Here is a 17,005-nt window from a genome sequence, read left to right on the forward strand (position 1 = left end):
GACATTTTTACTTTAAAGCTTATTTCTTATTGAAGTTAGCTTTCTTAACAAATTTTCCTTTGGCTGTAATGTAATACTTCTTGCCATGAATTGAAATTGGGTCACCATAAGTCTTAACTAACTTATGCTTCTTAAGCACCCGCTTGCCTTCACGATTGCCGTATTGGCTGTAAATGTAAGCATTGTGCTGTAAGCGCAACTTCTTGGCATCAATATTAGCAGCCTTGATATACATACCATCATCAAGTTCGTAATAAAGCACACCGTCAATTGACTTAGCTCCAGTAGTTGGAATAACTGTGCCAGCACTGAAAATCAAACCATTTGCACGAACACCCTTGTCGTTGTAAGCATAAGCATTATGCATAATCTTCTTTTGAACTGGTGCATCAGGCTTGTCGCTGATTGGACCAACCGTTGCTTCAACTTTAGCAGTCTTAGTTACAGTTTTAGTATCAGCAGCCTCTGTCTCTGAAACATTAGTAGCCCGAACAAATTTATTCTCACCGATAATGTAGTACTTGATACCACGAATTGTAACAGCATCACCGAAAGTAGCAATATTAGTACCAGCCTTGATAGCATGACGAGACTTAATTCTTTGACCATACTCGTCATAAACATAGGCATTATGCTTCAAAGTCGTGTGGACGCTATTAATATTAGTACATACCACGTAATACTTCTTATCATTAGCACCATGATCGATTAAAACAAAGTAATCCTTGTCACCAATCTTCTCTTTGCCATAAGTCTCAACGACTGAACCAGCCTTTAAGTCAACCATGTTAGCACGTTCGCCATTCTCATCGTAAAGATAAGCATTATGCATCAAGATTAGATCTTTTTCGCCTTCATCTGAATGCTGTACAGGTTCAGTATTTGATGATGAAGAATTATTAATACTATTACCAACAATAGTATTAATAGTTGCCTGATCAGTGTAATCATTCTTGATCTGACTGACAGTATTATCTCTATCTTGATTGATAGTATTAATATCAAAATCATGCTCAATCTTATCTTTGCCAGCTTGGGCATCTTGCTTAACTTTATCTTTCAGCTTATCCTTTTGTTCCTTGCTCCAATTCTTGTTGCTATCAATTGCCTCATTGGCTTCTACAACCGCATTATCAATGGCATTCTCAGCATCGTTCTTAGCAACATTAGGGTCTTTACTTAAGATGTCGGCTAAATGACTATCAGAAATTGCATCATTAATATTATTAATTACCTCATCTTTAGCCTTATTAACCTTATCTGTTGTATCTGAAGCAGTGATAGCTTGATCACCCTGAGTAACATAGTCATCAATTTCCTTGTCAACTTTGTCCTTCAAAGCTTGCTTTTCAGCATCGGTGTAAGGCGTACCATTTGGCTTGTTAGTCAAATGATCAATCTTGTCCTTGGCATTAGTTGCAGCTCCTTGAACAGTTAACTTGGCAATTTCTTTTTCACCAGCTAATTCATGTTCTTTGGCTGCTTCTTTATCGCCAGTTTGCAGGTCATGCTTAATTTGCTTGGCCGTATTATCACGAATCTGTTGAACCTCATTTTGATCAACACCACTGGCAACGGCCGTATCATGTGCCTTATCAATTTGGACCACCTTATCATTATCAACAATGTTATTGATTGTATCCTTGTCAGAATGAATTCCCTTGATCTTATCAATCGCATCATTTCGCGCATCACTCACTCCAGTTGAATGCTGAGCTTGATCAATTGTACCATTGTCAACTTCGTTGGCTTCATCAAGTAGACCTTGGGCAGCCTCTAATAAGGCATTCTTCTTATCTTTAGCAGTTTGTAAATTGTCATCTGGCCACATTTGTTCAATCTTCTTAGCTGCTGTATCGTATGCACTTTGAACTGCGCCCTTACCAATCAAACGTTCGCCGGCAAATTCTGACTTGTTAAGTTCATCATCAGACTCACCCTGCAGGTTATTGAGTGCCAATTGATAACTTCTATCTAGGGCTGAAAAGTCAGCATTAGCACCGAGCTTTTGTTTAGCTGCGTCGTAGGCTGCCTTTAATTTATCCGCAGCCTTTTGCTTGGCAGCAGCAACCTTACCTGCATGATAGGCATCCTTAATCGCATTTTGCTTACCAGTAACATTATCAGGGTTGGTATCACTACTTGAAATGGCATCAAGTGCTGCTGAGTTACCACCTAGTTCTTCTTTAACGGTATTCTTCTCAGCCTCAACGATATTTCCTAAACCTGAATTTTCAGTATCTGAGTACTTGCCATCAGTTACCTGATTAATCGCATTCAATGCATCCTGCTCTGCCTTGTCAATGGCTGCTGCTGCTTTACTGCCCTTGGCAACGCCTAAATCTTTGCGCGCTTTGTCGGCAGCTGCAGAAACATTATCACGAGCCGTTTGCTTGTCTTGTCGTTCCTTTTGGACAGCTGAATTACCATTAACAATTGGTGCCAATGAATCTTCATCATTGTTCTTACTATCATCTTTGAACTTGTTAATCGCATTCAAGGCATTGTTTTTAGCAGTGTCAACACCAGCAGCTGTATTAGCTTTATCAATGGTACCCTGATTTGTGCTGGTACCGTTAGCTTTATCTACTTCAGCTTGAATCGCATCCTTTAGCGCTTGCTTTTCTGCTGCTGTATATGGTGTGCCATCTTGATGATTAGCTAGCTGATCAACTGCTTTATTCGCACTCGCGGCGGCGTCACTGACTTTCTCCTTAGCCTGCTGCTTGGCTGCGCCTAAATCGCTGGCTGCTCCGGCTGTCCCATTAATACTATTTTTACCGGCATTAACGGCGTCCTTGATCGCATTCTGCTTGTCAGTGACATTCGCACTACTTACATCGTCACTACTTACCTTTCCTACTTCATTTTTTGTTGTCGTTAACTGACCTTGAGCTGCTTGCTTCGCCTTATCTTTATCGCCAGCACTTAACCCACTAGTCTTGTCAATCGCGCTTTCGGCGGCACTTTCGGCACTTGCTAAGATATCATCGCTAACCGTCTTTTCCGCTTCAACTACATTAGCTAAACCCGTATTTTCGGCGGTCTCATACTTGCCATCGCTTACCTGATTTATGCCAGCTAACCCAGCTTGCTCCGCTTGGTCAATGGCGGCAGCGGCCTTACTACCCTTTTCGACACCTAAGTCTTGGCGCGCTTTGTCGGCGGCGGCACTGATTGCGGCCGCTGCGGCCGCCTTATTCTTCCGCTCACTGCTTACACCCGCATTAGTATCAAAAATTGGCTCAAGAACACTATTATCGTTATTAGCTCCGGCATCGGTTATCTTGTTGATTGCCTCAATCGCCTCATTGGCGGCGTTAGTTACATCGTCATTCGTTTGGGCCTGATCAATGCTTCCCTTGCCCGCCTCATTGGCCTGATCTACTTCATGTTGAATGGCATCCTTTAGCGCTTGCTTTTCAGCATCAGTGTAAGGCGTACCATTTAGCTTGTTAGTCAAATGATCAATCTTATCTTTAGCATTAGCTGCAGCATCTGCCACGTCACCCTTAGCAATTTCCTTTTCCACTTCTAAGGCATCAGCATTAATTGCTTCAACAGTATCACCTTGAGCAACATGATGATTATTAAATGCAGCATCAGTATTTGAAGTATCAGCGTTTGAACCATATTGGTGGTGCAGCTGATCAACTGCAGCTTGGTGAGCTGCACTAATAGCATTATTAGCAGTAGTAATTGCTGCTTGTTTATCCTTGCTGGAGTCAAAAGCAGTTTTAATTGCTGATTGCTTATCAGTGACATTAGCACTTGTTGTATCAGCACTTGTAATAGCGTCAATTGCCGTTGTGTCAGCGCTATTGCCTAATTGATCTTTTGCAGTATTCTTTTCAGCTTCAACAACATTAGCTAAACCTGAATTTTCAGCCGTTTTATACTTGCCATTAGTTACCTGATTAATTGCGTCTAATGCATCTTGCTCTGCCTTGTCAATTTTCTTTGCTTTATCGCTACCCTTTTCGACTCCTAAATCTTGACGAGCTTTATCAGCTGCAGCTTGAACAGCTGTTTGGGCATTTTGCTTATCGCGGCGTTCTTGCTCAACTTTAGAATCATGATTAATAATTGCATTAATTGCAGCTTCATCATTATTGTCACAATCATCTTTAATCTGGTTAATTGCGTTAATAGCTGTCTTCTTTGCGGTATCAACATCAGCAGCTGTATTAGCAGCATCAATAGTACCCTGATTATCTTTAGTACCATCAGCCTTATCAACTTCCTTTTGGATAGCATCCTTAATTGCTTGCTTTTCAGCAGCAGTATAAGGAGTGCCATCTTTGTGATTAGTTAACTTGTCGACTGCTTGCTTTGCTTTATTAGCTGCAGTTTGTACTTCAAGTTTCGCTAAAGCCTTCTCTCCAGCAAGCTCAGCAGCATTGATTCCGTCTTGATCAGTTGCATTATCAATTGCAGTGTTAGCAGCTGTTTGAACTGGTCCAGCGTCCTCCTTAGTTACACCATTGTCAATTACAGTATTATAAGCTTGTTGTAACTTGTCTTTAGCTGCCTTCTTTGCTTCATCGAGTTGAACAGCCTTATCCCCCTTCAAAACTGCTTTGTTCTTGTCAGTTCCATCAGTCACCGTCTCAAGAATATCTTTCATTGCATCTTGACGTGTCTTGTCAACGTCATTAGTTGTATCAAGTGAACCTTGTTGACCATCTTTACCATTAGTTTTATTAACCAGATTTTGAATCGCATTAGTTAAAGCTTGTTGCTCATGAGCAGTATATGGCTTATTATCCTTATGCTTAATATTTTGAATTAACTTGCCAGCAGCCATTTGGGCATCTTCAACTACGCTCTTAGAAATTTCTTTTTCTCCAGCTGTTTCTGCTTTTTGTACATCTTCAACTGTTGTGTTCTTAGGATCATCGATTGCTTTTTGGGCAGCATCATTTGCGGCATCAACTTTAGAGGTATTTGCATCTTTGCCAAACTTGTCATGCAATTCTTGTATAGCTTTATGATAATCACTATCTAATTTAGCTTTTGAACGTTCTTTTTGAACCGCAATATCATTATTCAAAGCATCCTTATCATTCTGAGTATCACCTTTTGCATCAGCCAAAATTGTGTCAATAGCTTTATCACGAGCATCAGTAACAGTATCTGGATCAGTCGTCCCAGTTGTAATTGTACCTTTATCGCCAGTTGCATGTGCAACATCCCTATCAATTTGACCCTTCAAGGCTTCTTTTTGGTGATCGGTAAAGTTAGTTAAATTATCAATTTGGCCCTTAGCATAAGTTCCAGCTTCATTAACTGCTGCCTTATCGACATTCTTGATCGCATCATCGATATTTTGCAGTGCATCTAAAGATAGTCCGTTCAATTGATCGAGTTCATGTTGGTGAACTTGATCAAGCTCACCACCTTGCTTATAAGCATCTCCTAATTTTGTTTTAGCCGAGTTATATGCTGCATCAATCTTAGCTGCTGCACTTGTTTTAGCATCAGCAAGTTTACCAGCATCATCGTTCTTAGCGTTATTAACATGGGTATTCATATCATCAATACCATCATTCTTAGCTTTATCAATCGTGTCTTGGTTACCGATCGTGTCGTTAGCACTTGGAGTAACACCAAGAATATTATTGATTGCATTAGTAGCATCACTGTAAACGTCATTCTTATACGGCTTCTTTTGATCGTCAGTTAAGTTAGAGCTGTTATTAATTGCGTCATTGGCTGCAGCTTCAGCATCTTCAACGTCCTTGATTGCCTTAAGCTTGTTCAAAACTGTTAAACCGTCATCATAGGTTTGCGTTGCATCAGCAATTGAAGTCTTATGACCATCCTGTGACTTATCAAGTTGCTTAATACTGTTATTGACAGTATCAATTAAATCCTTATACGTATCCTTTTGCGCATCAGACAAACCATCTTTAAAGCTATTCCACTTGTCACTCAAATCCCCGTGAGCATTGTCAACTTCATTATCAAACCAAGGATAAGTAGTATTTTCTTGGTTTTGCTTAATGACTCTGTCAATCATCTTTTGATAATCATTAGCAATCTGTTCTGTCTCTTTTTCATAAGCAGCTGCCGATAACGATTGACCAGCTTTATCTTTTTTATTATCTTCAAGTCGCTTTTGTGCTTCATCATAAAGGTCTTGCAGCTTCTTATGAGCTGCAACTTTTTGATCATCAGTTAATTGTGAACGATCAATAATCTTATCTGCATCAGCTTTTTCTTGATCTAACTTCTTAGTTGCATTCTCCTTATGATTATTAACCTTAGCACTGTCAACCAACTTATTAATTTTATCAACTGCATTATCTTTAATGCCTTTTGAAGAGTCAGGGTTAGTTGGATCAGAAACAGTAGTATCAGCAATTTGTTTTTCAGCATCACTAACTATCTTGTTAATATCGTCTGCTAAAGTAGGATTATCTTTTTTCGCATTATTAGCTGCATCTTCCAAATCTTTGTCAGCTTGCCGCTTATCATCACTCAGTTTTGCCTTATTAATAATCGCAGCAATAGCATCTTCGCCAGCTTTTTCTGCATCGTCTACTTCTTTTGCAGCAGTAGTATAATCATCACTCGTTGGCTTATCTGGTAACTTTACACCGTTAATGTTCTTAGCAGCTTTTTGGCGGGCAGTCTCAATTTGCTGCTTATAGTCATCCTTTTCTTGCGCAGTTAAATTAGGCATAGCATTGATTGCATCATCCCCAGATTGGCCATCAGCGTAATCATTAAGTATAGTTGTTTGACGATGCTGATTATTCAACAATTTATAAGGGAGCAATGCATTATCAACATCAGTTTCGCAACCTTGCTCTACTTTAGCTAAGTCATCCTTATTAGGATCTAAACCAAAGATTGTATCTTCACCAGCACGCTGAGCTGTATGAATTGCCTCTTTAGCTGCCGCAATTTCAACCGGTGTTAATTGATCAAAATCAGGATTGGTATTAGTTACATTATCTCGATCAGTTTTAGCATGTGCCTTTAACTTTTCAACTGCCTTTTCTTTGATATCCCAACCATTGGTTAAGTTAGTCAATTGATTAACAGCTTCATTAGCATCAGTATTCATCTTATCAATTGTATTTTTAGGATTCTGACGGTCCTTATTAATACTATTGTTAGCTGCATTATTAATACTATTAATTAAATCATAAACACTCTGCTTCTGTTTAGAAGTCATATTCGGGTGTTCTGCAAGTAATTTGTCAGCATCAGTCTTTGCAGCATTTGCTGCAGCAGCTACCTTATCTAAGTCAGCCTTTTGAGCTTCGTCTTTATTAATATCATCGCTAACAGTATTTAACGCTAGCATACCATTACTCTCAGCATTATCAATACCAGTTTGATCAGTCGCAGTGTTAATCTTTCCTTCTGCTGTACTTAAAGCATTATCAACTTCTGCGTTTAGACCGCCCTTGCCATCAGTACCATTAGCTTGAGTTTCACTTAACTTACCAGCTACTAAATCATCCTTAATCTTTTGCTTAAGTTTGTCAGCCTTATCTTTTAAATGATCTTTAGCTGTCTTTTGAGCAGCTGTGTAAGCAGTATTAGAAGCATTATCAGTAATAGTGTTAATAGCATTCTCTGTATTAGTAACAATATCAGGAATCTTACTTTGATCCGTAGCCTGATTGATCTCATATTGACCACCATCAGGTTTGGTTGAGATTGCATTATTAACTTTGTCAATGGCATCTTGTTTCTGCTTATCAGTCAAGTTAGTCATACCATTAATCTTGTCAATAGCACCTTGTGCATCTTGTTCCAACTTCTTATCAGCATTATTCTTAGCTGCTTGTAAGCTAGCTGCATCTAAAGCTGCCTGCATACCACTAATACCTGTATCGCGATCATCATTAATCTGAGCAATATCAGAATCACCTTTGACATTAGTTACAGCATCATCGTGAGCCTTTGAAGCTTGATCCTTATATTGAGCTAATTGATCTTGGGTTAGGTCATTCTTTAAATCATCAATTTGATTAAGAACACCCTTATTTCCTTTACCATCACCATTTAGCTTATTGTTTAAAGCGATAACTGCATCTTGCTTGGCTGTATTAATTTTACCCGCTGCAATAGAATCTGCTGTATTCTTAACACCATCAATTTTTTGTTTGTACTTATTGACTGTATTGTCGATATCTATTGGCAGTTGATCATCATTATCAATTTCACTCTCAGCAGCAGTTACGAGTGAATCAACTGTATCTTTATCAGTTTGGTTAGTTAATTGCCCCTTAACCTTATTACCATAATCTTTGATAGCCTGCTTACCCTTAGCTTTAGCTGAAGCTAACAATGCTGGTTTTTCAGCTGCAGCGGCAGTTTGAGCAGTAGCAACCGCATCATCTATACCTTTTTTGTTCTTAGCATCAGTTATTTTTTGTTTGCTATCTTTTCTAACAGACTCAATATCGGCATTAGCCTTATCAAAGGCTGGCTTGGCCTCAGCTTGTTCAGCAGGAGTTAAGGTAGCCCATTCATTGGCTAAATCTTTTTCGGCATCATCACATGCTGCATCAATATCTTTATTAGCTTGATCCTTTAAGCCATCAAGATAATTCTTATTAGCAACTGCTTCAGCAGCAACAATTGCAGCTTCACCATCTTTTTCGACTTTATTAGCACTAGGTGTATCTGTTGCCTTATCGACATCAGCTTTAGCTTGATCGCGAGCAGTCTCAATTGCTGTATAAGCAGCTTGCTTCTGATTATCAGTTAAACTAGTCTGTTTAATTCGATCCTTAGCTTCTTGAGCAGCTTGATCTAGTTTAGCTTTATCCTGATCTTTAACAGTATCAAGACCTTGGGCTTTACCAAGGATATCTTGCATGGCATCACAGCCAGCTTGAGCATTAGAGCCAACTTGAACTGGGGTTGCTGGGTTAGGATTATTAACTTTGCCTAATGCAGCATCGTAGGCTTCTTTAATGCTCTGCTTCAGAGCTTCTTTACTTTGCGTATCAAGATTATTCAATTCATCAATAGCATTATCAACTGCTGTTTGCTTGTCATCCAGTTGATGTTTACCAGCATTCTTAGCGTTTTTCAAATCAGCTGCTGCACTAATATTGGCAAATTCCGTCTTAGCGTTTGCCTCAATACTAGTTACATCATTAGGTGTAGTTGCAGTATTGACAGCAATTTCAGCATCACCTAATGCTTGATCTACCTTGCCCTTTAAAGTATTCTTTTCATCTGAGCCAAGAGAAGTTAAGTCATCAATATGCTTCTTAGCTTTATCAGCTGCAGCTTCAAGAGCACTCAACGCAGCATTTTTACTGTTGGACAAAGTCGTATTGGAGATACCATCAACAACTCCCTGCATTTCATTAATAACAGTTTCTTTGTCTTGGTCAACTTGATCTTTTGTCATGTCCTTATTGATCGCACTAGTGCCAGCATCATGGAAGCTATTAATCTCGTCTTTCATGTCAGTACATTGCTCATCGGTAATTAAATGGTTAGTATGTGCAGTTTCAACTACCTGAAGATCATTATCACGAGCAGTATCTAATTCAGTAATTGCATCAGATTTTGCTGCTTCAAGATCGGCTTGAACAGCATCTTGATTAAGCTGATTTTCACCATTATGCTCTGCAGTATTAACATCAGCAGTATTTGTAGCCGTATTAATTGCTGCTTGGGCAGCCTGATAATCAGCGGTTAGTTGACCAATAATTTTCGATTTATCACTTGAGCTAACTTGAGTGTCTTTATAACCGTTAACCTTAGAAGTTGCTGCGTCATATGCTTCTTTTAACTTATCCAGTGCATCAACCTTGGCTTTTTGAACTTCATTCTCTTTATTTTCTTTATCAGACTTGTCTTCACTTGCAGCATTAGTTAGAACATTATCAATATTAGTAGAGGCCTTATTCTTATCATCCTCAACCTCAGAATCATTTGCTGTCGCAAGTGCATCAATTCCAGCATCAGCCGCATTATTAGCATCATTGATTAATTGCTGACGATGGTCATCAGTTAAGTCAGGATATTTGCCCTTACTCTTATCAAGAGCAGCTAAAACCCTATCGCGTTCATCCTTAATTGCCTGAACAGCTTGACTACGCTTATCCTTATTAGTTTCACTTGCTAATAAATTATTAAGGTTAGCGATACCATCATTGTAGGCATTTCTAACACCTTCTTTATCTTGAGCTGCATTAATTTTCTCATCAGCAGCTTTGATGATATCTTTAGCCCTTTTCTTTGCTGTAGTTAAATTATTTCCAGTTAAAGTTGCCAGCTTATCAAAAGCATCCTCAACAGCTTTTTCTTTTTGAGCAAGCAAATCTTGAGCAGCTTGTTTAGCAAATGTAAGAATAATTTCCTTGGCTGCTTGTTCATTTGAAGCAATTACCTTGGAATTATCTGCTGAAGTTTCAGGAATCTTATTAAACAATCCTTCACCAAGATTTAACCCATAATCAATATTCTTATTATCATCTGTGATACCTAAATCGTTTTTAATTTGATTTGCATAACCGGCAACTTCTGCTTGAGTAGCTTCCATATTAAACTTATTAAGAGCTCTTTGCTTGCGATTATTAATATAATTAGTATTATTCGTAGCAAAAATTGAATCTTTGCTATTTGCATTAGTCTTGTCAGTCGCATTCTTATATTCTTGATCAAGAGCTTGGTTATATTTATCTTGTTGACTTGTAGACAAATTGGAATTCTTAACTCTAGTCTTGGCAGCTTGATAGGCTTGATAGATTGCTTTTTCTGCATCATCATGTAGAACAGCATTATTAATTATGTTGCCTCCATTATCAGCTGCTGCTTCAATAGGACCATTGCCATTCTTATCAGTATTCTTGTCCGTATCCTTAGCTGCATTAAGTACATCTTTAACTGCTTGTTTCCAAGCATTATTTATAGCCGGTGCTTGTTCAGGGTGAGTCTGTTTAGCCTGATCAGCTGCTGACTTTAATTTATTAAGTGCAGCTAAACGTTTAGTAGCATCATCAATTAAGGCTTGTGCTTGCTTATTCTTAGTGGCAGCATCCGTATCATTCTTAGCAGTATCAATGGCACCACCGTCTTTAGCAATGGCAGCTGCATCATTTAGTTCTTTGTTAAGCGCATTAATTCCTTGGACAATATCAGTATCTGTACCAATCCCAGCTCCATCTAGGTTACCCTTCAAGTCACTAACTTTATTGGTCAAACTCTCGTAAGTATTACCGTTCTTATCAGTACCACCATTAATTTGAGCATTAAGGTGACTCTTCAACCCATCTTTATAGCCTGCAATAGCATTATTAATTGCATCAATACCATTTTTAACATCAGTAACGCTGTCATGGTTGTCTGCATTAGCATTGGCATGAGTACTATCTTGCAAGTTGGCAATATTAGATTCCCCACTAATTGCAGCCTGCATATCATTATTAGCAGCATTAATAGCAGCCATACAATTTGTATGCGCATTCGTCATACTATTAGTATACTTTTGCAACTCAGAAGCAGCATTTGCCTTAGCAACGGTTAAATCAATTGCTTTCTTAGCATTAGTGATGTTAGTACTGCCAGTAAACTCGTTGCCGTCACCTTTAAATGTTAAGCCATTAGCAACATTATTTTTAGAATTATCAATGTCACTTTGATATGTAGAACCAGTAGGTAATGTCAAACCGGATAATTCGGTACCTTTTGTACCATCATAATCTGTAATTGCAGTCGGTATCTTTTCTTCATATTTATTAAAAGCTGTTTGCTTAACACCATTAACAACCGTGTCCTTGTTAGAACCATCAGCAATCATGGAATCAAGCGCGTTATCAATATCAGCATCAGTTAAGCCAGAGCCTTCACCTGCAAAGTCAGCAGTATCAACTCCTGCCTTATTCAAATCATCCTTAGCTTTTGCAATATATTGTTGAATATCGCTGTATGCTTGAGCCTTATTTTGAGCTGCACTAATTAAATTCAGCGCATTAGTTTTAGCCGTGTTAATTTTACCAAAATCATCAGAACCATAAAAAGATTTATCTGCATCATAATTTGGATTAGGCTGACCATTATCTAAAGTTGGTTTAGCAGTAGCTGCATTAACTGCATCGTCAACTGCTTGCTTATAATCTGTATACTTTTGTTGATGTTCTGGAGTTTGATTAGGATCTGCCTTAGCAGCAGCATCGATTGCTTCTTTTGCATTATTTGCTGCCGTATTAATTGCATTGACTGCATCTTTTTGCTTTCCAGCAGGATCTGCAATGCCATCATTTAATCCTGTAGAATGACTATCTGCTGGATCTTTAGGATCATAGCTAATAAAGTTAGCTTCTGGAACAACATTAATTACATCACCCTTTTGGTATACGCCAGCAGGCAATGTAAATAAAAATACGCCGGTATCCGGATCAGCCTTTGCTACATAAGTATGAGGCAAATCATTAGTAACTCCTTTTTGTCCGTCATTAGTATCTACATATGGGTCTTCAATTGGCTTAGTTGGCTTATAGTATTCTGTTGAGTTACCAATCTTTACAGCAATATAAATATCAGTACCACAATGCATTAATTTACTAAATAAATTATTCGGTTGATCGTAACCATCGACATCTTTATTATAACCAGTGACTTTCCCGCTAACAGTCAAAGAACCATCATCGTTTTGATGATATGAAGGCTTGCCTACATTTCCATTGTCATCTTGAATATTTAAGAAACCACCAGAATTAGCTGGCACCATTGTAATGTTGTTATATCCAATATTACCTTTGGATGTGAAGGCTTTTTCAATAACATTTTCAAAAATTGTGTCAAATGACACTTTAGAAGTTGCAACGTTTTGAAGAGTATCAAATAAAGTATTGGCATCCGAAACTCCAAATGCTTGTATCAGTATATTTGCTAGTTCAGGTTTCTCTTTCAGATCACTAGCTATGGTGCTCAGAACATCCCTACTAAGCGATTGTTTACCATTTAAGACCTCAATCCCATTAGGAATAACACTAATTCCTGAATCAGTCTTTTTAATCTTTAACACGTGGAATGCTGGTAACATAATCGGTGACATATTAGGAAACTTGTCAGAAAAATCAAATACTTGACGAACATTAGTAATATCAATTTCATTATTACCAATAATACTTGTACCATCAGCATTATTCAATGAAGCATTTAATACCAGCTTCTGTGGGTTGTTAACTTTCAAAGCATCTGTACTGGCAACATCAACCAATATTATCTTTCCAGTACCAGCACCATAATTTGGATCATCTGGATAATTAGGATCATTCTGCAATTCAACATCCAAAGTACCATTCTCTAGATCAGCTTTACCACCGATATATAGTAAAGTACCAGAATATGTCCTCATATTAGTGCCAATGATATTCAGAGCTCCACCTGGGTTAACTTTTAAATTACCTCCATCATAAACAAGAACATTATCATCCTTTTTGAAACTTGGATCAGTATGCATATTGCCCCAATCACTAATGTTACCATTAGTAGTTACATTAATTGTTCCACTAACATTTATATTAGCATCAACTGTAGCATTATCATCATCTGGCTTCATTAAAATTGCTGTAGTTTTACCATTATTAAAGCCACCACTAGCAGGGGCAACATTTATATTTAATATGCCGCCAGTCGCAATATTTATATCACCTGAACCAGTATAAACATTAATCGCTGCTGATTTATACGTATTTTGAGCATTATAAATATCTGAACGATGTTCATTTTTACGAGGATTTAAAGTAACTGTAGCACCAGATTCAATATTAATTACATCTCGATTAGATAGCGTCTTAGTTTGACCATTAACAACAACATTTGTTGTCCCATTATCACCAGAATGCAACTCAATTACATTACCATCACTTGATGAACCTGTAAAAACAGAATCCTTATCAAAAGTTATTGTATCACCTGTTCTTTGCAGTTCAAAAACTTGTTGACCATCACCACCCTGAGTTTTGCAAATTGCCCCATCAATTGGACTAATATATGAACCAACGGAATCAACTGTTACATTACCCTGAATATGAACTTCAGTAAACGCACCTGTATATAAGGTCTGTGAGCCAGTATATGTAACATCTTTAAGAGTTACTCTAGCACCATCGCCATCCATGTTGTCATAAGTATTAAATAAACCAAAGTAAGATTCACCAAACAAACGTAAATTGTTATAAGTTACATCTAAACTACCTTTGGTACCCTTATCATAAGAACCAGCCTGTCTATATATTTTAGTTATATTTGATGTATACCAAGAAGGAATCGCCATTCTTGGTGAGAAATTTCTAAAATCTAAATTAAAGCCACCTTTAGGCATGTTACTAAATTTATTACTTGACTCAATAGTTAGCTGTCTTTCAGGTGTACCAACATAAAGTTCTCCAGTTTCAGGTGCAGAAAAGTCATGAATAATTTCAATATTATGAACATTTACATTACCTATTGAATCAACAAAATCATCCCAATTTGCTACATAAACAATAGCATCTGTGGTTTTATCAAATCCTAAACCATCTGTTGGTTTCTGTGACGTGACTTCATCCTGAGTTGCTGGCTTCTTCTTGTCGTCTTGTTCTGGGGCAGTTGGCTTATCACCATTTGTGATTGTCGCACTTCCAGTAACCGGATCAGTAGTAACTGGCTTTTGGTTAGGTTTAGCAGTTGCAGATGCAATATCGGCATCTGCTGGCAGCTTATCATCTGTAGGCTTGTTAGTGTTTGCTGGTACAGTCGTACCATTATTAGCAGTAATATCACTTGCAGTATTGGTACCTGTTGGGGTAGTCGGCTTTTGGTCCGGCTTAGCTACTGGTTCAGTTGAACTAGTTGGTGTAGATGGTTCAGCTACACTACCGTCACTAACTGCAACAGCTACACCATCACGCAGGAATTTGCTTAACTTTTCATAAGTATCAAGCTTCTGTTCTTTTTTGTCATTGTCGACCTTTTTAGTTTGCGAATCGTCATCAGCTTTTGGCGCCGTAACTATCTGTTTAGCCTTATCAACTGACTCATTATTAGCTGCAGACTCAGTAGAAGCTGGTTGATTTGCAGCGTCCTTAATCTGCGATGCGGGGGTCACAGTATCCGCTTGTACACTTTGACTGCCCATACCAAAAAAGGTAAAGCCAAGCAGCACCGAAGCCGCACCAATACTCAATTTTCGAATCGAAAAATGGTCCTGCTTGACTTGCATTTCCATTTTTCTTAATCTTTCATTGAAATTATTTTTACTTAGCATAATTACTCCTTATAAGTTTTCCCAATCAAATACGAATATACATATTAAATTGTAAATTATCTGATTATAAATGTAAATATAAGCTTTGTTATTATTTGTGCTTTTATAAATAACAATAATTTACATTTTTTCACTAATCCTTTTTGCTAAAGAACAAATTCATTTCAAAAATCCAGCTTATTATAGCTTTATATAGCATATAAAATAACATAACATTTAACATGTTTTTGTCTAAAAAGTATTTTTGTTTATCTGGAAATCGCTTACAAAATTTTTATTAGATAAATAACTATACAATAATATTTAAAAATAGAATTCTTATTTCCATTTACAAAATCCGCCGTGTTACTTACTTAAATGATATTTATGACTATAATTTATTCGAACTTTTAAAGATAAATTTATATAATTTTAATTTTATTATTTTAAATTATTAAAGAGATTAATATATAAACTTACTTTCAAGAATTATTAAGCAAACCAGAATATTAATATATCTAATTTCCGCTAAGCAATTCATGCTTTATGATATTTTTTTACAAACAAATTATTCATCATTGTTAAATATACAAAACTGCATAAAATCAATTATAAGTATTAAAGTGACCAACCTTCTTAATCACGACATTTCTAAAATTTATTCGTTATTTTGAAAGCGCTAACTAATAGGTGTGTTAAACTCTTGACATTTATTCTGATCTTGGGTAGTATAATAACTGATCTGAGTTGATCGACAGGCTTAAATGTATTAAAGTTGACCGATCAAACTAAAGACGTGCGAGTTAGTAAATAACTACCGAATCGGAAAACTATCATTGAATAGGATCCATATTCGCTGCGCTACTACTCAATTTTTGAACACTGCGGGTTCAACAAGCGTCATTATGCTATGTTTGGTCAGCTCGGATTTATTTTGAAATTTAAGTAAACGGTCGTTAGACCGTTTTTTTGTGGAGTTTTTATGGCTATTAAAATTATTATGGGGATTTATCTCCTAATCTTACTGATGACTTCCCTTTATCTCTGGCACTGTCAAGACAAGCAATTTTTAATCTATAGTAGCAAAAGTACCGCTAATTTTAAGACAATTATGCGTTGGACCTCTATCCTGCTTATGATTGAAATAATTTTGGGCATTTTCCTACTACTGCAGCGAAATCGCTATCTCAACTTGCTGACTTTGATTATTAGTTCGCTGACAATTTTGATTTTTAGCCTATTAATTAATCAAAAGAATGAATAATTAACCAAAAATTTGGTAAAATAGATGGTGAAAGAGGTGTTTTTAAATGATGAAACAATATCACCACATCCAAGTCGCTGTTGATGGTTCTAAAGAGGCTGACTTAGCCTTCAAAAAAGCAACTTCTGTTGCCATGCGCAACGACGCAACATTAGAAATCCTGCACGTTATTGATACGCGGTCATTCCAAAATGTATCGAGCTTTGACTCTGAAATGATTGAACAAGTTTCTAATGATGCAAAAGAAAAAATGGAACAATACTACAAGGATGCCAAGCAAGCAGGTGTGCAGGAAGTTCATTTTTCAATTGAATTTGGCTCACCAAAAGCAATTATTGCGCATGATTTCCCTAAAAAGCATCAAGTTGACTTGATTGTCATTGGTGCCACTGGACTTAACGCTGTTGAACGTCTATTAATCGGTAGTGTAACTGAATACGTTACTAGAACAGCAAATTGTGACGTTCTAGTTTGCCGTTCAAAAGAAAATTCAGCTTTAACTAAATAATTATTCGACAACACAA

2 protein-coding genes are annotated in these 17,005 nt (G+C 37.3%); one reads left to right on the forward strand and one right to left on the reverse strand.

Going from position 1 to position 17,005, the window contains the following annotated elements; translation table 11 throughout:
* Positions 1-19: 19 nt before the first annotated feature.
* On the reverse strand, positions 20-15,199 hold the full coding sequence (locus PT278_RS01940; protein ID WP_277129769.1) for an SLAP domain-containing protein: 15,180 nt from the start codon (positions 15,197-15,199) through the stop codon (positions 20-22).
* A 1,328-nt stretch (positions 15,200-16,527) separates the two neighbouring features.
* Here PT278_RS01940 and PT278_RS01945 point away from each other — a divergent pair.
* The gene (locus tag PT278_RS01945) at positions 16,528-16,989 is read left to right on the forward strand and encodes a universal stress protein (RefSeq protein WP_277129770.1); all 462 of its coding nucleotides are present in this window, start codon (positions 16,528-16,530) and stop codon (positions 16,987-16,989) included.
* Positions 16,990-17,005 lie beyond the last annotated feature (16 nt).

Origin of the sequence: Lactobacillus sp. ESL0703, from assembly GCF_029433435.1 — a bacterium.
Lineage (GTDB): Bacteria > Bacillota > Bacilli > Lactobacillales > Lactobacillaceae > Lactobacillus.

Excerpts from the sequence above, each read along its gene's own strand:
- PT278_RS01940 (WP_277129769.1), bottom strand. The coding sequence starts at position 15,199 with ATGGAAATGCAAGTCAAGCAGGACCATTTTTCGATTCGAAAATTGAGT.
- PT278_RS01945 (WP_277129770.1), top strand. The coding sequence starts at position 16,528 with ATGATGAAACAATATCACCACATCCAAGTCGCTGTTGATGGTTCTAAA.